The 18,814-nt window shown below is 66.6% G+C and carries 19 protein-coding genes; 17 read left to right on the forward strand and 2 right to left on the reverse strand.

Annotation, left to right across the window (positions count from 1 at the left end):
• The first annotated feature begins 101 nt into the window (after nucleotides 1-101).
• The 4 genes from ACQR1B_RS12405 (at nucleotide 102) to ACQR1B_RS12420 (ending at nucleotide 3,728) form a co-directional block, all read left to right on the forward strand.
• On the forward strand, nucleotides 102-1,700 hold the full coding sequence (locus ACQR1B_RS12405) for a sensor histidine kinase (RefSeq protein WP_434831828.1): 1,599 nt from the start codon (nucleotides 102-104) through the stop codon (nucleotides 1,698-1,700).
• A gap of 47 nt (nucleotides 1,701-1,747) precedes the next feature.
• Nucleotides 1,748-1,945 carry a DUF1289 domain-containing protein gene (locus ACQR1B_RS12410; protein ID WP_434831827.1) on the forward strand — a complete coding sequence of 66 codons (198 nt, stop codon included), beginning with the start codon at nucleotides 1,748-1,750 and terminating at the stop codon, nucleotides 1,943-1,945.
• Between the two features lie 28 nt (nucleotides 1,946-1,973).
• Nucleotides 1,974-2,510 (forward strand): TIGR02281 family clan AA aspartic protease, encoded by a 537-nt coding sequence (locus ACQR1B_RS12415; RefSeq protein ID WP_434831826.1) that lies wholly within the window; start codon nucleotides 1,974-1,976, stop codon nucleotides 2,508-2,510.
• A 120-nt stretch (nucleotides 2,511-2,630) separates the two neighbouring features.
• Entirely contained in the window at nucleotides 2,631-3,728 is a 1,098-nt protein-coding gene (locus ACQR1B_RS12420; RefSeq protein WP_434831825.1) for a pyridoxal phosphate-dependent aminotransferase, read from the forward strand.
• Between the two features lie 5 nt (nucleotides 3,729-3,733).
• On the opposite strand, the gene dusA is transcribed toward ACQR1B_RS12420, so the two are convergent.
• Both dusA and ACQR1B_RS12430 read right to left on the reverse strand, forming a co-directional pair.
• Nucleotides 3,734-4,753, reverse strand: a complete 1,020-nt coding sequence (gene dusA, locus ACQR1B_RS12425; RefSeq protein ID WP_434831824.1) for a tRNA dihydrouridine(20/20a) synthase DusA — start codon at nucleotides 4,751-4,753, stop codon at nucleotides 3,734-3,736.
• A gap of 265 nt (nucleotides 4,754-5,018) precedes the next feature.
• On the reverse strand, nucleotides 5,019-5,939 hold the full coding sequence (locus ACQR1B_RS12430) for a LysR family transcriptional regulator (RefSeq protein WP_434831823.1): 921 nt from the start codon (nucleotides 5,937-5,939) through the stop codon (nucleotides 5,019-5,021).
• Nucleotides 5,940-6,037: 98 nt separating this feature from the next.
• On the opposite strand from ACQR1B_RS12430, the gene ACQR1B_RS12435 reads away from it, so the two are divergent.
• The 13 genes from ACQR1B_RS12435 to ACQR1B_RS12495 all read left to right on the forward strand — a co-directional run bounded on the left by ACQR1B_RS12435 (nucleotide 6,038) and on the right by ACQR1B_RS12495 (nucleotide 18,806).
• The gene (locus ACQR1B_RS12435; protein WP_434831822.1) at nucleotides 6,038-6,811 is read left to right on the forward strand and encodes an ABC transporter ATP-binding protein; all 774 of its coding nucleotides are present in this window, start codon (nucleotides 6,038-6,040) and stop codon (nucleotides 6,809-6,811) included.
• Entirely contained in the window at nucleotides 6,811-7,533 is a 723-nt protein-coding gene (locus ACQR1B_RS12440) for an ABC transporter ATP-binding protein (protein WP_434831821.1), read from the forward strand. The genes ACQR1B_RS12435 and ACQR1B_RS12440 overlap by 1 nt, the downstream gene beginning before the upstream one ends.
• The gene (locus ACQR1B_RS12445; protein WP_434831820.1) at nucleotides 7,534-8,448 is read left to right on the forward strand and encodes a branched-chain amino acid ABC transporter permease; all 915 of its coding nucleotides are present in this window, start codon (nucleotides 7,534-7,536) and stop codon (nucleotides 8,446-8,448) included.
• A 2-nt stretch (nucleotides 8,449-8,450) separates the two neighbouring features.
• Nucleotides 8,451-9,524 carry a branched-chain amino acid ABC transporter permease gene (locus ACQR1B_RS12450; protein WP_434831819.1) on the forward strand — a complete coding sequence of 358 codons (1,074 nt, stop codon included), beginning with the start codon at nucleotides 8,451-8,453 and terminating at the stop codon, nucleotides 9,522-9,524.
• A 32-nt stretch (nucleotides 9,525-9,556) separates the two neighbouring features.
• Nucleotides 9,557-10,744, forward strand: coding sequence for an ABC transporter substrate-binding protein (locus ACQR1B_RS12455; RefSeq protein ID WP_434831818.1), 1,188 nt, complete (start codon nucleotides 9,557-9,559; stop codon nucleotides 10,742-10,744).
• 84 nt (nucleotides 10,745-10,828) lie between these two features.
• The gene (locus tag ACQR1B_RS12460) at nucleotides 10,829-11,557 is read left to right on the forward strand and encodes a LamB/YcsF family protein (RefSeq protein WP_434831817.1); all 729 of its coding nucleotides are present in this window, start codon (nucleotides 10,829-10,831) and stop codon (nucleotides 11,555-11,557) included.
• A gap of 33 nt (nucleotides 11,558-11,590) precedes the next feature.
• Nucleotides 11,591-11,833, forward strand: coding sequence for an acetyl-CoA carboxylase (locus ACQR1B_RS12465; RefSeq protein ID WP_434831816.1), 243 nt, complete (start codon nucleotides 11,591-11,593; stop codon nucleotides 11,831-11,833).
• Nucleotides 11,834-11,848: 15 nt separating this feature from the next.
• Nucleotides 11,849-13,246: an acetyl-CoA carboxylase biotin carboxylase subunit gene (locus ACQR1B_RS12470; protein ID WP_434831815.1), complete on the forward strand. Its 1,398-nt coding sequence runs from the start codon at nucleotides 11,849-11,851 to the stop codon at nucleotides 13,244-13,246.
• 3 nt (nucleotides 13,247-13,249) lie between these two features.
• Nucleotides 13,250-14,125 carry a 5-oxoprolinase subunit B family protein gene (locus tag ACQR1B_RS12475; RefSeq protein ID WP_434831814.1) on the forward strand — a complete coding sequence of 292 codons (876 nt, stop codon included), beginning with the start codon at nucleotides 13,250-13,252 and terminating at the stop codon, nucleotides 14,123-14,125.
• Nucleotides 14,115-15,092, forward strand: coding sequence for a biotin-dependent carboxyltransferase family protein (locus ACQR1B_RS12480; protein ID WP_434831813.1), 978 nt, complete (start codon nucleotides 14,115-14,117; stop codon nucleotides 15,090-15,092). The genes ACQR1B_RS12475 and ACQR1B_RS12480 overlap by 11 nt, the downstream gene beginning before the upstream one ends.
• A gap of 6 nt (nucleotides 15,093-15,098) precedes the next feature.
• Complete coding sequence (locus ACQR1B_RS12485; protein ID WP_434831812.1) at nucleotides 15,099-15,962, forward strand: FAD binding domain-containing protein; 864 nt, start codon at nucleotides 15,099-15,101, stop codon at nucleotides 15,960-15,962.
• A gap of 18 nt (nucleotides 15,963-15,980) precedes the next feature.
• Nucleotides 15,981-16,436 (forward strand): (2Fe-2S)-binding protein, encoded by a 456-nt coding sequence (locus ACQR1B_RS12490; protein ID WP_434831811.1) that lies wholly within the window; start codon nucleotides 15,981-15,983, stop codon nucleotides 16,434-16,436.
• A 12-nt stretch (nucleotides 16,437-16,448) separates the two neighbouring features.
• The gene (locus ACQR1B_RS12495) at nucleotides 16,449-18,806 is read left to right on the forward strand and encodes a xanthine dehydrogenase family protein molybdopterin-binding subunit (protein WP_434831810.1); all 2,358 of its coding nucleotides are present in this window, start codon (nucleotides 16,449-16,451) and stop codon (nucleotides 18,804-18,806) included.
• The last annotated feature ends 8 nt before the right edge of the window (nucleotides 18,807-18,814 follow it).

Raw genomic sequence — 18,814 nt, forward strand, 5'->3', positions numbered from 1 at the left:
GCAAATTTTTGGTTGTCTATAATCCGTCTTAAGGATTTGGGGCCAGTTATACACAATGCAGAAAGCAGCCCGCGCGCCCCGGGCAGGAATTTGTGTGTTTGATGAGTAACCCCGCTGAAAAGCCCGAGGTCGTCGAGCTTCCGGTCGATGCGCCGGCGCTTGCACCGGCAAGTCAGCGCCGGGCCGCGCAGCAGCGGGTGCGCGAGGCGCGCGACCGGCTGACGTCGACATCGGGGACGCGGCCGGCCTTCGATCGCGAACTGCTGCGCCAATACGCGCAGACCCGCATCTCTGCGTCCTACATCGTCATCTTGCTGGTCGTGGCGACCGGCCTGATGCTCAGCGTCTGGCTGCATGCCATTGCAGCCGGCGCCTGGACGCTCGGCGTGCTCTGCATCCACGCCGCCATCGTCCGCAACTGCCTGAACTTCCTGGCCGACCAGCCGTCGCTGGCGGCGACGCGGCGCTGGCGCACGCGCTTCGTGCTGCTCGACCTGCTCTACGGCGTGTGCTGGATGGCGATCCTGATCCATCCCGCGCTGGCGGAGGTGTCGGGCACGCTGATGATGTTCCTGATGCTGCTGGTGATCGCCGTCTCCAGCATGCTCGCCGCCAACCTGCCCATCGCGGCGGTCGCGGTCACCGCGCCGGTGACGGTCGCGATCACGCTCAGCCTCGCCCTCTCCGGCACGTTCGACAACTACCTGCTCGCAGGATTTGCCGTCGCCGCCGAGGGCTATTTCGTGCTGCTTGCGCACCAACTGCACTCGACGACGCTCGCGACCCTGGAGGCACGCGCCGAAAAGGACGCGCTGATCGGCGAGCTCGAGCAGGCCAAGGCGATCTCCGACGAGGCGCGCTACCGCGCCGAGGCCGCCAACGTTGCGAAGTCGCGTTTCCTCGCCCAGATGAGCCACGAACTGCGGACGCCGCTGAACGCCATACTCGGCTTCTCCGAGGTGATGAAGAGCGAGATCTTCGGCGGGCATGCGGTGCCGGTCTACAAGGAATATTCCGCCGACATCCACAATTCCGGCGTCCATCTGCTCAACCTGATCAACGAAATCCTCGACCTCTCGCGCATCGAGGCCGGCCGCTACGAGCTGAACGAGGAAGCCGTTGCGCTGGTGCATGTGATCGCCGACTGCCATCATCTGCTCAAGCTGCGGGCCTCCAGCCGCGGTCTCACCATTCACGAAGTGTTCGAACAGAACATGCCGCGTCTGTGGGCCGACGAGCGCGCGATCCGCCAGGTCGTGCTCAACCTGCTCTCCAACGCGATCAAGTTCACGCCGCAGGGCGGCGAGATCTGGCTGAAGGCGGGCTGGACGGCGTCCGGCGGACAATATCTCAGCGTCAGGGACACCGGATCCGGCATTCCGGAGAACGAGATCCCGATCGTGCTCGCCTCGTTCGGCCAGGGCTCGAACTCGATCAAGTCGGCGGAACAGGGCGCAGGCCTCGGCCTGCCGATCGCCAAGAACCTGATCGAGATGCATGGCGGCACGTTCACGCTGAAATCCAAGGTCCGCATCGGCACCGAGGTGATCGTGACCTTCCCGCCGGAGCGGGTGATGTCGGCGCTGGCGCCGCTGTCGGACGAAGCGCCGCCGCTGCAACCTGATCTTGCCGCCGCGCCCGTTCAGGAGAAGCGGCGGCTGTTGCGCAAACCCATCATGAATGCCGGAACGGGACTGTGAGATGATGGCACTTGCAAAGCCGGAGCAGAACCTTTTCTACTCGCACGATGAGCCAGGATACGCCGTGCATCGCCGTCTGCATGATCGACCCGAAGACGAAGCTGTGCTTCGGCTGCGGCCGCACGCTGCCGGAGATCGCGCGCTGGGGACGCATGTCGCGCGACGAGCGGCTGGCGCTGATGGACGGGCTGCCCACGCGGATGCACGACGCCGGCCTGCCCGCGATGACGCGCAAGCGCGGCTGAGCGCATCCGCATCCGTCGGAGGCCGGGCATGAACAAGGTCGTCTTGGTGCTCGTCACCATGGTGGTCACCGCGAGCGCCGTGATCGTCTACAAGGATCCTGAGCAGGCCGCGCTGGCCAGCGACACCGTCTCGGAGATGCTGCGCAGCCGGGCCTTCAGGGCCAAGGCGAGTGCGCCGACCAATGCGGTCGAGATCGAACGCACGCGCGGCGGCGAGTTTGCGTTGCGCGCCAAGATCAACGGCGTCGCCGCACCGATGGTGGTCGACACCGGCGCGACCTCGGTGGTGCTGACCTACGAGACTGCCAAGGCCGCGGGCCTGCCGCTCGAACTGCTCGAATATGACGTCGACGTCGAGACTGCCGGCGGCCATACCAAGGCGGCGCGGCTGACGCTGGACCGGCTCGCGATCGGCAAGCTGGTGGAGCGCTCGGTGCCGGCGCTGGTGGTGCGGACCGGCCAGATGAAGACCAACCTGCTCGGCATGAGCTTCCTCGATCGGCTCGAACGCTTCGAGGTGCGCTCCGACCGGCTGATGCTGCACGGCTATCCCGACCGCAGCTGAGGCGATCAGCGCCGGCCGCATCAACCCGAGTTGAAGGCGCGCCGGAAATGTCGACTTGCCCCGCGCCGCTGGCGGCTGGATGATCTCCTATCCGCCTCTTCCAGCCGCGAGGAGCGCTCCTTGGTCCTGCTCGATCGCCGCACATGGCTGTCGCTGGCCGGGGCCGCAACCCTGAGCCGGTCCTATCCCGCGATGTCCGACGCCCCACCCTCGCCACCGATCCGCCTCGCCCTCAACGAGAACCCGTTCGGGCCCTCGCCTGCGGCGATCGAAGCCATCAAGGCCGATCTCGCCGGCCTCGCCCGCTACACCGGACGCGAGGTCGACGATCTCACGGCGGCGATCGCCGCCCGCGAAGACATTGCCTCCGATCAGATCGTGCTCGGCGAGAATCTCAACGTGCTCGGGCTCCATCTCTCCGCGCATGGCGGGCCCGGCGGTACGTTCGTCTATTCCGAGCCGGGCTACACGGCGCTGGTCGATGCGGTGGCGCCGGCGGGCGGCCGCGTGATCAGCGTGCCGCTGAATGCGGCGCTCGAGAACGACCTTCCCGCGATTGCGGCGGCCATCGACGGCACGACGCGCGCGGTCTATCTGGTCAATCCGCACAATCCCTCGGGCACGGTGAGCGACGCCACGCGCTTCAGCGAGGCGGTCCGCGAATTGTCGGCGCGCACGCTGGTCATCGTCGACGAAGCCTATCTCGAATTCCTGCCGGATTTCGCCGCGCGCACCGTCGCGCCGCTGGTCCGCGAGGGCGCCAACGTCGCGGTGTTCCGGACGTTCTCCAAGATCTACGGGCTCGCAAGTCTCGCGATCGGCTACACGCTGGCGCCGAAGCCGCTCGCGGCCTCGCTGAAGCAGATGGGCATCGGCGCCTTCTTCGGGCTCAGCCGGCTCAGCCTCGTCGCCGCGACGGCGAGCCTGCGCGATCGCGACTACGTGGGCTCGGTCCGCACCAAGGTCGCGGCCGAGCGCGAGGCCTGGCATGCGCTGCTGCGCGAGCGGAAGCGCCGCTTCAGCGCGTCGCAGGCGAATTTCGTGTTCTTCGATGCCGGCCGTCCGCATGCGGAGGCTGCGGCCGTGTTGGCGGCGCGCGGCATCATCATCGGTCGGGCCCAGCCGCATTTCGACACTTGGCTGCGCATTTCGATCGGCCTGCCGGACGAGAACGCGATCGCGCGGCAGGCCGTGGCGGAGTTGCTCCCGCCGGGCTGAGCCGTTCAGGCGAGCGCGGCAGCCGGCGCGCGCTCCTCGACCATCGCGACCGCCTCGCGCAGCACCGCGATGCCGGCATCGGGCTTGCCCCCGCGCTCGGCGAGATGGCGGCGGAAGGCGCGCGCGCCGGGCACGCCGTGATAGGCGCCGACGAGATGCCGCGTGATGGCGTGCAGCCGCGAGCCCTGCCCGAGCTGGCGCGCGATGTAAGGCTCGAGCGCTGCCAGCGCGTCTTTCATGGTCCGATGCGGCGCAGCCTCGCCGAACAGCACGGGATCGACGTCGAGCAGCCGCCACGGCTCCTGATAGGCTGCGCGTCCCAGCATCACGCCGTCGACATGCGCGAGATGCCGTCGTGCCGCATCGATGCTGGCGATGCCGCCATTGATGATGATCGGCACGTGCGGCAGCTTGGCCTTCAGCCGATACACCCGGTCATAGTCGAGCGGCGGAACGTCGCGGTTCTCCTTCGGCGACAGGCCGTTGAGCCAGGCCTTGCGCGCATGCACGATCAGCGCGTCGGCGCCGCTCTCGACGACCGCAAACGCCAGTGCATCGAGCGCGATCTCCGGATCCTGGTCGTCGATGCCGATGCGGCATTTCACCGTCACGGGGATCTTCACCACGCGCTTCATCGCCGCGACGCAGTCCGCAACGAGCACAGGCTCCGCCATCAGGCAGGCGCCGAAGCGGCCGTCCTTCACCCGGTCCGACGGGCAGCCGACGTTGAGGTTGATCTCGTCATAGCCGAAATCCTCACCGATCCTGGCCGAGGTGGCGAGATCGGCCGGATCCGAGCCGCCGAGCTGCAGCGCGACCGGATGCTCACTGGCATCGAAGCCGAGCAGCCGCTGGCGATCACCGTGGATCACCGCTCCGGTCGTGACCATCTCGGTATAGAGCAACGCCCGGCGCGACAGCAGCCGATGGAACACCCGGCAATGCCTGTCGGTCCAATCCATCATCGGCGCCACGGAGAAGCGGCAAGCTTCTGATTTTTCTGCCTTATTTGAGTTTTCAGTCATTTCGAACTATACCAGAGAAAGCCGATCACCGGCCATTTACGCCAATTCCGGCCAATTTTCCTCCACAGTAGAACAATTGTCGGACTGCGATGTCGTAGTCGCATCGGCAGCCGGGCGCGATCGCCGCCGCGCCGACCGCCGCGTTGCCGCGGGGATGCTCGATATTCCTGAAACCGTACCCGCCAACAGCTTCGACGGATCGTTCACCGTACGCGGCGCCGCACGGATCGACGCGATGAGTCTGCTCTGGCCGCCGTTCGTGGACCTAGTCGAAACGGTCCGGCTCGGATCCCGGATAGGCCAGCGCGACGAATTCGCAGAAGGCGCGCGCCGCCGGCGACAGCGGCGCGCCGCTCTTCCAGGCCAGGCCGACATCCATGGTGTGGATGTCGTCATCGAGCGTCTTGAGATCGATGCGGTGTCCTTCGAGCGACCACGGCCGGTACACCATGTCGGACAGGATGGTGATACCCATGCCCGTCGCCACCATGCTCCGCACCGCTTCCGTGGATAGCGTCCGAAAGATCACGTTCGGGACGTGCGGAGTACACTGCCAGTATCGCATCGCCGAGCGCTCGGCCTCGTCGACGGTCAGCATCAGATAGGGTTGCGCGGCGAGATCGGCCAGGCGGACGCTGGGCTGGCGCAGCAGCGGGTGGTTGGCGCAGGTCCATAGCCGGCGCGGCGAGCGCATCAGCAGCCGCGAGCGGATCGCGCTGCGGTCGTGCAGGTTCGACACCAACATCACCGCGACATCCACCCGTCCCTTGACCAGGCTGAACTCGATCGCATCGCGCTCGTATTCGTGGAGCCGCACGGTGATGCCCGGGAATGCGCGCCAGAACCGTGACAGCAGGGCCGGCATGAAATATCCGGCGACCGTGTAGCTGACGGCAACGTCGACCGTTCCGTCGACCTGCGTTCCCCAGCGATGCGGGCCGCGCAGCGCATCGGCGACGCTCGCCTCGATCACCCGGGCTCGCTCCAGAAATTGCTGGCCATCGACCGTCAGCGTGACGCCGTTCGAATGTCGCTCGAACAGCTTCTTGCCGAGCTCGGTTTCGAGCGACTTGATCGACGCGGTCACCGCCGACTGCGTCACATTGAGCGTCGCGGCAGCTGCCGAGAGCTTGCCGGTCTCAGCCGTTGCGATGAAGTGCCGGACCTGACGAAAGGTCAGAGGCATCAAAATTTCCGATACCAGCGAACATTTTTTCGAGTTTTACAATTGCTGTGCACGATGCGGAAATCAAGCGATCTGCTCGCGGTATTAGAGGCGTCACGATGGCTTCGGCTGAGTTGGGTCTGGTTGCTCAAGATATCAGCGTACAATTCGACGGACTGAAAGCTCTCTCCAACGTCTCGCTCACGGTGCCACGCGGGCGTATCACCGGACTGATCGGACCGAACGGCGCTGGAAAGACCACGCTGATCAACGTCTTGACGGGCTTTCAGCAGGTCGGCTCCGGCACCATCGAACTCGAACAGCAGACAATCAACGGTATCGCGGCTCACAAGTTGCGCCGTATGGGCGTGGCGCGCACATTTCAGTCAGGCCGACTGTTTCGTGAGCTGACCGTCGTCGACAATCTCGAAGTGACCGGCGTTGGCCTCGGTCACAGCCGCCGCCACGCGATCGCCGAGGCCGAGCGCGTGATGGAATGGCTGGGCATTGCGCATCTCGGCGGTACAATCGCAGGCACCCTGCCCTATACCGATGAACGCCGCGTCGCCATCGGCCGCGCCATCATGTGCACGCCGCGCTATCTGCTGCTGGACGAGCCCGCCGCCGGCATGTCGGAGCAGGAAAGCCACGAACTCGCGACGATCATCCGGCGCATCGCGACTGAACTCGGCATTGGCGTGCTGCTGATCGAGCACAATATCGGGCTCGTGCTGGAATTGTGCGAGCGCGTCTTCGTGCTCGATTCCGGCGAGATCATCGAGGTTGGACCGCCGCAGCAGATCCGCGACAGCGACGCGGTCCGCCATGCCTATATGGGAACGCAGCACGACGAGCTCATTCCTGCGCTCGCCGCCGACGGAGCCGCCGCCTGATGACGCTGCTCGCCGTCGACGACCTCACCGTCCGCTATGGCCGACTGACGGCGCTGCGCGGCGTCAGCCTCGCCATCGCAGAAGGCGAGATCCTGTTCGTCACCGGACCCAACGGCGCCGGCAAGTCGACGCTGCTGAATGCGATCGCCGGCGTCGTGCCGCCGGTATCCGGCCGCATCATGCTCGACGGCAGCGAGATCACGGCCGCAGCGCCGGAGCAGATCGCGCGCAGCGGCTTCTCGATGGTCCCCGAGGGCCGCCACGTGTTCGGCGCGCTGACCATCGAGGAAAATCTCAAGGTCGGCGCCGGCATGCGGGCCGACAAGCACAGCGTCGCAGCGGACCTCGAGCAGGTCTACCGCGAGTTCCCCATCCTTGCCGAACGCCGTCACGCGGTCGCCGGCATGTTGTCCGGCGGCCAACAGCAGATGCTGGTGATCGGGCGCGCGCTGATGACCTCGCCGCGCCTGATCGCGATCGACGAGCCGTCGCTTGGCCTCGCGCCGAAGATCATCGACCAGGTCTACGAGATCCTGATGCGGCTGCGCGCGCAGCGCAAGCTGACCCTGCTGATCGTCGAGCAGAGCTCGACCCGCGCCTTGATGACCGGAGGACGGATGATCCTGATGCGCGGCGGCCGCATCGTGCTGGAGGGACCGGCCAGCGAGATGGTCAAGGACGAGCGCCTGAAGCAGGCCTATTTCGGGTTCGGAGACCATTAGATGACAGGACTGCTGCAGATCGTCTTCGATGCGCTCAGCCTTGGCAGCCTCTATGCGCTGGGAGCGCTGGGGATCGCGCTCATCTTCGGCGTGATGCGGCTGGTCAACTTCGCCCACGGCGATTTCATCGCCTTCTGCGTCTTTGCCATGCTGTGGCCGTCGACCAATGCCGCCGCCATCGTGTTCGCCGGCAATCTGCCGTCCTGGCTGCTGGTGCCGCTCCTGCTGCTCGTCGGCGCCGGGCTCTCGGTGCTGTCCGAGATCATCGTGTTCCGGCGCTTTCGCAACGCAAACCCGGCGACGATGATGATCGCCTCCTTTGCGCTCGGCTTTGCGATGCGCAATTTCCTGTTGATGCTGTTCTCGAGCCGTCCGAAGTCGATCACGCTGTGGCCGACGCTCGGCCTGCCGGTCGATATCCTCGGCGCCCGCATCCCGATGCTGCAGGTGGTCACCATCGTCATCACGCTGGTCGTGCTGGCCGCGCTGACCTTGTTCCTCAAGCGCACCCGCTACGGCCTGGAGATGCGCGCGGCGGCCGAGAACTTCACCATGGCGCGGATGCTCGGCGTGCGCGCCAACGCCGTCATCCTGTTCGCCTTCGCCATCTCCGGCATGCTGGCGGCGGCGATCGGGCTGATCCTCGCCACCAATTCGGGGACCGCCGACATCAACATGGGCGCGAACGTGATGCTGATCGCGTTCATCGCGACCGTGATCGGCGGGCTCGGCAGCGTGCCCGGCGCCGTGGCGGCCGGCTTCCTGATCGGCGCGGCCAGCGTCGTGTTCCAGGCCACGCTGCCGAACGAGGCCCGCGTGTTCCGCGACTCCTTCGTCTATGGCGCCGTCATCATCGTCCTGCTGGTGCGCCCGCAGGGCCTGTTCGCGCCCAAATCCGCCAAGCAGAGGGTCTGATCATGTCGAACCGACCTTCGGTGCTCTGGCGGACCATCGCGACGCCGCTCATCCTCACCGTGCTGCTGCTCGTCATCGCCGCCCTGACCTGGCAGTTCGGCAGCCGTGGCTTCAACCGCACCGTGGTCGAGATGTTCATCAACATCATGGTGGTCGTCGGCCTCTACGTCTTCATCGGCAATTCCGGCCTGCTGTCGTTCGGTCATATCAGCTTCATGTGCCTCGGCGCCTACATGACCGCGTGGCTGACCATCCCGCCGATGATGAAGTCGATGACGCTGAAGGGCCTGCCGGTCTGGCTGCTGCAGACCAAGTTGCCGATGTGGATCGCCACGCCTCTATCTGGCTTCTTCGTGGCCGTGATCGCACTGATCGTCGGCCGCATCATCATGCGGCTGTCCGGCATCGCGGCGTCGATCGCGACCTTTGGTCTGCTCGGCGTTGTCAACAACGTCTATTCGAACTGGGACTCGGTCACCGGCGGCCAGGGCTCGGTGGTAGGCATCCCGCCGACGATGACCGTCTGGAACGGCTGGCTCGGCGCCGCCGTCGCGATCGCGATCGCCTATCTCTATGCGATCTCCCGTTCCGGCCTTGCGCTGCGCGCGACCCGCGACGAGGCGGTGGCCGCCAACGCCTCGGGCATCGACATCGTGCGCGAGCGGCTGGTCGCCTTCGTCGTCTCCGCCTTCATCATCGGGCTGGCCGGCGCGCTCTATGCGCACTTCCTCAGCATCGTCAATCCCGGCGCGTTCTATCTGCGGACCACCTTCGTCACGCTGTCGATGCTCGTCGTTGGCGGCATGTACAGCCTCAGCGGCGCGGTGATCGGCGTGGTCGCGATATCCGTGCTGATCGAACTGTTCCGCAACCTCGAGAAGGGCGTCAGCCTCGATGGCCTGACGCTCGGTCTGCCGAACGGCTTTCAGGAGGTCGCGATCGGCGTCATCACCATCGTCATCCTGATCTATCTGCCGAGCGGCCTGACGCGCAACCGCGAACTATCCTGGCCGAGCTGGCGGAAACGACAGGTCGTCCCAAGTCCGGCCCAGCCTGCTCTCGAAGAGTCGAACTGACACCGAAGCCTGTGAACCGAGGAGAAAGTCTGATGCGTATCACGAAGTTGGCGGGGGGGCTCGCCGGATTGGTCGCGCTGTGGTGCACGCCGTCCCAGGCGGCCAACGAAATCGTCGTCGGGTTTGCGACCGCGGCGTCCGGCTTCATGCAGGCCTATGACAAGCCGGCGCAGGATGCGGCGATGATCCGCATCGACGAGATCAACAAAGCCGGCGGCCTGCTCGGCAAGAAGATCAAGGTCGTGACCGCGGACACCAAGACCGACCAGGCCGAAGGCGCCAAGGCTGGCCTCGCCGTACTCGACCAGGGCGCGGACCTCGTGGTGGTCTCCTGCGACTACGATTTCGGCGCGCCGGCCGCGCTGCAGGCTCAGGCCGCCGGCAAGGTCTCGTTCTTCCTGTGCGCCGAATCGGTCAAGGCCGGCATCCAGGGCGTCGGCCCGTTCTCCTTCTCGGCCTCGGTGCTTGCCGCCGTGCAGGGCGCCAGCATGTCCGAATGGGCCTACAACAAGAAGGGCGCCCGCACCTTCTACCGGCTGCTCGACAGCTGGACCGTCTACAACAAAGGCATCTGTGACGGCTTCGACTGGCAGATGCCGAATCTGAAAGAGGCCAAGCTCGTCGGCAGCGACACCTTCAAGAACGACGACGCCTCGATCGCCTCCCAGATCACGCGCATCAAGAACCTGCCGAAGGAACCCGACGCCATCATGCTCTGCACGATGATGCCGGGCGCGGTCTCGGCCGTGAAGCAGATCCGCGCCGCAGGCATCAAGTCGATGATCCTCAACGGCTCCAGCATGGACGGCAGCTACTGGCTGAACGCCATTCCCGACCTGTCGAACTTCTACGTCCCGGTGCAGGGCTCGATCTACGGCGACGATCCCAATCCGAAGGTCAACGAGTTCAACAAGAAGTACAAGGAGAGCACCGGCGGCGATCCGTCCAGCCAGTACGTCTATCCCGGCTATGTCATGATCGACGTCTGGGCCAAGGCGGTCGAGCGCGCCAAGACGACGGATGCTGAAAAGGTGGTCGCCGAGCTCGAAAAGATGACCAACGAACCCACTCTGTTCGGGCCGCGTACCTTCACCAAGGAGCTGCACCACCAGAACCAGGGTCGCTATCTCATCATCGGCACCGACAACGGCAAGCCGAAGGTGGTCGACGAGTGGACGATCTCCGCCAAGATTCCGGTCGATTATCTCGTCTCGAAGTAATCCAGACGGCCGCCGCGACCACCTGTTGCGGCGGCCACTCTCCACAAAACTCAGCAAGCCGAATACCGGGAGGACGAAGGGGCCATGGTCACCATCAATTGCGACATGGGCGAAGCCTTCAGCATCTACAAGCTCGGAGATGATGAGCGCCTGATGCCGCTCATCGACGTTGCCAATGTCGCCTGCGGCTTCCATGGCTCGGATTTCAATCACATGCGCAGGACTGTCCGTCTCGCCAAGCAGCACGGCGTCAAGGTCGGCGCCCATCCGTCGCTGCCCGACCTGCAGGGTTTCGGACGGCGCGAGATGAAGATCGGCCGCGAGGAGATGACAAACTGCATCCTGTACCAGATCGGCGCGCTCAAGGCGTTCCTGGACGCGGAGGGCCTGCCGCTCAACCACATCAAGCCGCACGGCTCCCTGTACGGCATGGCCTCGCGGATCGAGGAGATCGCCGAAGCCGTCGCCGACGCCGCCGACGTCTACAAGGTGCCGCTGTTCGGCATGAAGGGCACCCTGCACGAGACCATCTACCCGCGCCGCGGCCACACCTTCGTCGCTGAATTTTACGCCGATCTCGACTACAATCCGGACGGCTCGCTGATCGTCACCCGCGAGCACGACGCCAAGGACGCGACCGAGGCGGCATCGCGCTGTCTGCGCGCCATCACCGACGGGATCACCCGGACGGTCGCCGGCAACGACGTCCCGACCGGCGCCGATTCCATCTGCGTGCATTCCGACACGCCGAACGCCGTCGAGATCACGCAGGCCGTGCGCAAGGCGGCTCATTCCTATCTGCCGGCGCGCTGACGCGACCGCAAGACCATCATTCACGAGGACCTCATGGCCATCCAGCAGATCTTTTCGCCGCTGCCCGGCATCTTCTACCGCAAGCCCGCCCCCGACCAGCCGGTCTACAAGGACGACGGCGACACCGTCGCGGAGAACGACACGATCGGGCTGATCGAGGTCATGAAGTCGTTCAACGAGGTGAAGGCCGGTGCGGCCGGCAAGATCGTGCGCTTCCTCGCCGACAACGAGGATGCCGTCATGGCCGGTCAACCGATCGCCGAGATCGAGGTCTGAGGCGCACCGGATTCCATGACCATCAAGAAGCTCCTCATTGCCAATCGCGGCGAGATCGCGGTCCGCATCATTCGTGCGGCCCGCGAGCTCGGCATCCCGACCGTGCAGGTCTATAGCAAGGCCGACGCGGAGTCGCTCGCCGTGCGGCTTGCCGACGAAGGCGTCGAGATCGGCCCGGCGCAGGCGTCGAAGTCCTATCTCAAGCAGGAGGCCATTCTCGACGCCGCCAGGTCGACCGGCGCGAACGCCATCCATCCCGGCTACGGCTTTCTGGCGGAGAACGCGGAGTTTGCGGGCGCGGTCGAGGCTGCGGGCCTGATCTTCGTCGGCCCGACGGCGCATTCCATCCGCCTGATGGGCGACAAGGTGGCGGCGCGCGCGGAAGCCGCCGCGGCCGGCGTACCGACGGTTCCCGGCAGCAACGGCCGGCTGGACGGTGTCGACGCCGCCTTCGCGCTGGTCGAGCAGACCGGCTTTCCGGTGATGATCAAGGCAGCCGCCGGCGGTGGCGGCCGCGGCATCCGCGTCGCGCGCTCGGCCGAAGAGTTCGCCCATCTGATGCCGCAGGCCCAGGCCGAGGCGCTCGCCGCGTTCGGCGATGGCGGCCTGTATGTCGAGAAGCTGATCGAGGGCGCCCGCCACATCGAGGTGCAGGTGCTCGGCGACGGTCACGACGTCATCCACTGCTTCGAGCGCGAATGCTCGCTGCAGCGCCGCCGCCAGAAGGTCTGGGAGGAAGCGCCCTCGCCGTCCCTGACGCCCGCGGTGCGCGAGAAGCTGTGCGCCTCGGCCGTCGCGCTCGCCAAGGCGGTGCACTATCGCGGCGCCGGTACGCTGGAATATCTGTATGACGATCGCAGTGGCGATTTCTACTTCCTGGAGATGAACACCCGGATCCAGGTCGAGCACCCCGTCACGGAGATGGTGACCGGCATCGACCTGGTGCGCGAGATGATCCGCATCGCCGGCGGCGAGCGGCTGCGCATCCGGCAGGACGACGTCAAACTCAGCGGCCATTCGATCGAGGTCCGCATCAATGCCGAGGACCCGGCGAAAGGCTTCGCGCCCAATCCCGGCACCGTAACCGCCCTCGGCATTCCCGGCGGCAATGGCGTGCGCTTCGACAGCATGCTCTATCCCGGCTACACGATCCCGCCATTCTACGACAGCCTGCTCGGCAAGCTGATCGTGCATGACGAGGACCGCCCGAGCGCGATCCGCAGGCTTGCCCGTGCGCTCGGCGAGCTGACCGTCGAGGGCGTGCTCACGACCAAGCCGCTGCATCAGGCGCTCGCGCAGGATGCCGACGTGCAGGCGGCGCGCTTCCATACCGCCTGGCTCGAGCCATGGCTCGAAGCGAACGCGGCCCGTCTCAGCCCCACATCCGCCCCGCCCGCAACAGGAGGCCAGTAGCCCATGCAGACCAGATTTTCCTTTGGTGGCGACGAGCACATCTTCGCCGAGGTCGACGAGGCGATGTCGCTGGAGGCGTTCTTCAAGAGCCTCTTCATCACCAACGCCGTGCGCGAGGCCAAGATCAAGGGCGTCACCGAAATCTGTCCGGCCAATGCGTCCTATCAGGTGAAGTTCGATCCGGACGTCATCAAGCCCGACGATCTGCTCGCCGAGCTGAAGCGGATGGATGCGGCCGCCGACAAGTCCGAGCCGGTGATCGCCACGCGGATCATCGAGATCCCCGTGCTCTACAACGATCCGTGGACGCATGAGACCCTGATGCGGTTCAGGGAGCGACACCAGGACCCGACCGCGACCGATCTCGAATATTCGGCGCGCATCAACAATCTCGACGGCGTCGACGCCTTCATCAAGGCGCATTCCAGCGCGCCGTGGTTCGTCTCGATGGTCGGCTTCGTCGCCGGCCTGCCCTTCCTCTATCAGATGGTCGAGCGGCAGCGGCAGATCCAGGCGCCGAAATATCTGCGACCGCGCACCGATACGCCGAAGCTGACGATCGGCCATGGCGGCTGCTTCAGCTGCATCTACTCGGTGCGCGGCGCCGGCGGCTATCAGATGTACGGCGTCACGCCGATGCCGATCTACGATCCCAACCAGACCATCAGCTATCTCCGGGACTTCATGTGCCTGTTCAAGCCCGGCGACATCGTGAAATGGAAGCCGATCGATCGCGATGCCTATGACACCGCGGTGGCGGACGTCGATGCCGGACGCTTCGCGCCCATCATTCGCGACGTGTCGTTCTCGCTGGCCGAATTCAATCGCGACATCGACGGCTACAACCGCAAGCTCGAGGGGGTTCTGCATGGTCATTAAGGTTCTGAAGCCTGGCCTGGCGACGACGGTCCAGGACCTCGGACGGCCGGGCTACTATCACATCGGCATCCCCCTGTCGGGCGGCATGGACCGGCACGCGCTGATCGCCGCGAACCTGCTCGTCGGCAACGCGGAAGGCGCCGCCGTGCTCGAAGCCGTGTTCATGGGACCCGAGCTCGAATTCGGCGACGACGCGCTGGTAGCTGTCACCGGCGCGGAGCTGCCGCCGAAAGTCGACGGCGTGCCGCAGGAGACGTGGTCGTCCTTCAAGGTGAAGGCCGGACAGAAGCTCTCCTTCGACTTCCTCAAGAAGGGCGCGCGCGCCTATATCGCCGTGGCCGGCGGCATCGACGTGCCCGTCGTGCTCGGCTCGCGCTCGACCTACGCGCTCGGCGCGCTCGGCGGCTTCAAGGGCCGCAAGCTGGAGGCCGGCGACGAGCTGCCGGTCGGCGCGGCCACCGCCACGCCCAAGGAAGGCCGCAGCATCGCGGCCGATCTGCGCGGCCTGCCCGCCGGCATGCCGGTCGAACTGCGCGTCATGCCGGGCCTTTATTGGCACCGCATCACCGAGGCCGCCGGCATCGGCTTCTTCAGCGACACCTGGAAGGTCGCCCCCGAAGCCGACCGCATCGGCTACCGCTTCAAGGGCGGCAGGCCGCTCGACTTCGTGCCGCGCGAGCCGCCGTTCGGCGCCGGCTCCGATCCCTCCAACATCACCGATGCCTGCTACCCCTATGGCTCCATCCAGGTGCCCGGCGGCACCGAGCCGATCGTGCTGCATCGGGACGCGGTGTCGGGCGGCGGCTATTTCCAGGTCGGCGCCGTGATCTCCGCCGACATGGATCTGATCGGACAGTTGCAGCCGAATACGCCCGTCAAGTTCATCAAGGTCGACATGGAGACCGCGCTGGCGGCACGCAAGGAGAAGGCCGAGCTGTCCGCGAAGCTGCGATCGGCGCTGGCGTAGCTCGTCATGCAGACCGCAATGGCCAAGGGATCGATGTTCGTCGCGCGGTCGGTGCCGGACGCACTGGCGGCGCTGGCCGAGCGCGGACCGACGGGAGCCGCCTTCGCCGGCGGCACCTGGATCATGCGGTCGCCGATCCGCGATGAGCCGCTGGCCGCCGACTACGTCGCAACCGGCAGGATTGCGGAGCTGACGGCGGTTACGATCGACAGCGACACGATCGAGATCGGTGCCGCCGTCACGCACACAAAGCTGGCCGCGGCGCTGGAGGGTTTGCCGGAATTCGCGGCGCTGGCGACTGCGGCAGGCAGCTCGGCCAATCCGGCAGTCCGCAACGCCGCCACGATCGGCGGCAATCTGGCGACCACGGCATTCGCCGCGGCGGATTGCGTGCCCGCCTTGCTCTGCCTCGATGCCGAGGTCGAGATCAGTTCGCGCGACGGACGCGAGCGGATGTCGCTCGAAGGTTTTCTCGGCATCAGGTCGACGCTCGCACCAGGTCACCTGCTCACTCGGATCATCGTGCCGCGTCACGGCCGCAGCAGCGCGCATGCGCGGCTGCCGCTTCGCAAGGCCGGCGACTATCCGGTGGCGATCGTCAGCCTCGCCATCAGCTGCGATGCCGCGGGCCGCGTCGCGACGGCGCGCGCCGCCGTCGGCTCGGTCGAGCCGGTCGCACGCCGCTGGCAGCGGCTGGAAGCCGCACTCATCGGTCATCCACTCGAGCCGGCGCGGCTGGCGAAGTTGGCCCAAGACTTCACTGATGACTTCACTGGCCGCGACAGCGTCGAGGTGCCCGCCTGGTATCGCCTCAGCGTGCTGCCGAGCCTGGTGCGGCGTGCGGCCACAACAATGCTGACGCATGCTTGAGATGGGAGGACGCCGCGGATGGGCCTGAGCTTGAGCATCAACGGCGACCGACTGACGTCGTCGGCCGATCCGATCACGCCTCTCGTCGATGTCCTGCGCGAGGAGTTTCATCTCACCGGCGCGAAGCCGGTCTGCCGCGAAGGATTCTGCGGCGCCTGCATGGTGCTGGTCGACGGCAGCCCGGCCCTGTCCTGCCTGACACCGCTGGCGCTGGTGGAGAATTGCGAGGTCCGGACCGCCGAAGGGCTGTCCGCCAATAGTGCACTGTCGCCGGTTCAGGCAGCGCTCGAGGAGGCCGATGCGGTCCAGTGCGGCATGTGCTTCCCCGGCATGGTGGTGAGCCTGACGCACGTGCTGGAGACCAACCCCGGCGCGACGCGAGATGACATCCGGGCCGCGTTGACCGGGAATATCTGCCGCTGCACCGGCTATGAACGCATCATCGAGGCGGCGCTCACCGTCATCCAGACATAAGGCAAGCCTCCGATGTCCGACGTCTCCGCCACGATGGACTTCCGCCGGCGCGACGCCCGCGACAAGCTGCAGGGCCGCACGCGCTACACCGTCGACCGCTATCTGCCGGGCATGCTGCACGCTGCGGTGCTGCGCGCCAATGTCGCGTCGGGGCGCATTCTCAAGCTCGATACCTCTCGCGCGTCGCGCATGCCCGGCGTCCGCGCAATCGTGACCGCTACTGACGCGCCCGGCATGATCGGCATCGGCATCGCCGACCATCCGTTGTTTGCACGCGACGTCATCCGCTACAATGGCGAGCCGCTGGCGGCCGTTGCCGCCGATACGCTGGCGCAGGCGCACGCCGCGCTTGCGGCGATCGAGGTCGAGATCGCGCCGACGCCAGCGCTGCTCAGCATGGCGGATGCGCTCGCCCCTGAGGCGGCGCTGATCCATCCCGACTGGGAGAGCTACGAGGTCATGTTTCCGGGCGGCGCGCGCGGCGGCAATGTCGCCTGGGAGGCCACCGTGGTGCGCGGCGACGTCGATGCCGCCTTCGCCCGGCCCGACGTTGTGATCGTCGACAGCAGCTTCCGCGTCGGCCGGCAAAATCACGTCGCGTTCGAACCGCGCGCCGTCGTCGCTGCTTACGAGGACGGACGGTTTCACCTGGAGACCTCGACCCAGGTGCCGTGGACGATCCGCAATGCCACCGCGCGGCTGCTCGGCGTGCCGGCGTCGCAGGTGCGCGTCACGGTGCCGCCGGTCGGCGGCGGCTTCGGCCTCAAATTCGATCTCGCGATCGAGCCGTTCGCAGCGCTGCTGGCGCGCGCCAGCAGCCGGCCGGTGCGCCTCGTCAACTCCCGCGAGGAGGAGATGCTGACCTGCCTGTTCCGCGAGAACGCCGAGATCCGCATCCGCTCGGCGGTGACACCAGACGGCGAGATCGTCGGCCGCGAGGCCGTGGTGCTGATGGACTGCGGCGCCTATGGCGGCGAGCAGATTTTCCTGACCACGATGACCGCGCATACGCTCGGCGGCAACTACAAGCTCGGATCGGTGCGGCTTGTGTCGCGCGCGGTCTACACCAACACCGCGCCGAACGGCGCCTTCCGCGCCTGCAACGGTGTCTACAACACGTTCGCGCTGGAGCGGCACACCGACGAGATTGCGGCGCGGCTCGGCATGGACCCGGTCGCCTTTCGCCGCCGCAACGTGCTCGGCGACGGCGATCTCGGCGCCACCGGACAAACCTTTGAAGGAAACGTGCTCGGCCCGATGCTCGACCGTATGGCCGAGATGCGGCCTGCTCCGCACATCCGCAGCGACGGCCGCCTGCACGGTCGCGCCACGACGGTCGGCACCTGGTTCGTGTTCGTCGGACCATCGGCAGCGACGGTGAACATGAATGCCGACGGCACGGCGACGCTGGTCACGTCGGGCGTCGAGATCGGCTCGGGCTCGATGATGCAGGGCCTGCCGCAGATCGTCGCGGCGACGCTCGGCCTCGATCCGGGACAGGTCATCGTGCGCGCGGCCGACACCGATGCCGCCGGCTATGACGTCGGCGTCGGCGGCGGCCGCACTACGGTGTCGCTCGGCGCCGCCAGCCTGTCGGCGGCGCAGGAGGTGCGCGCCAAGCTGCTCAAGATGGCGTCCGAGATGATCGAGGCCGCGCCCGAAGACCTCGTGCTGCGCGACGGCCGCATCGAGATCGCGGGCGCACCGGGTTCGGGCCGAACGATTGCCGAGGTCGCCACCCGCGCCCAGGCCACCTTCGGCCCGGTCTCGGGCACCGGCGCATTCACCGGCGGCCACGTGCCGGCCATGCCCGGCTGCGCGGCGGGGCATTTCATTGACGCCATCGAAATCCCCGTGTTCGCCGTGCATGATTGCGAGGTCGCGGTCGATCCCGACACCGGCCATGTCGAGGTCCTGAGCTACCGGGTGGTGCAGGATGTCGGAAGGGCGCTCAACCCGCGCGCCATCCGCGGCCAGATCCAGGGCGGCGTCACTCAGGGGCTGGGCTACGCGCTCCACGAAGAGGTGACCATCGGCGACGATGGCCGTGTCTGCCAGAGCGGCTTCGAGACCTACCGCGTGCCGCTGGCGCTGGATGTCGTCCCGGTGGAGATCACCCTGCACGAAGGCGCGCCCTCGGCGGGACCGCTCGGCACCAAGGGCGCCGGCGAAGTGCCGATCCTCAATGTCGGCGCCACGATCGCCTGCGCGGTCGCCAATGCCACCGGCAAGCGCGTCCAGGAACTGCCGCTGACGCCGCCACGGGTGCTCGGATTGATCCTCGGCCGCACGCCCGAGCTCACTTTCCCGCACATCTCCGATCGCTGGGATGACAATCTGGTGCGCCCGCATCGAGCATCGGAAACCTAGACGCTGCC

This window comes from Bradyrhizobium oligotrophicum (assembly GCF_051168495.1).
In the GTDB taxonomy this organism is placed as follows: domain Bacteria; phylum Pseudomonadota; class Alphaproteobacteria; order Rhizobiales; family Xanthobacteraceae; genus Bradyrhizobium; species Bradyrhizobium oligotrophicum_A.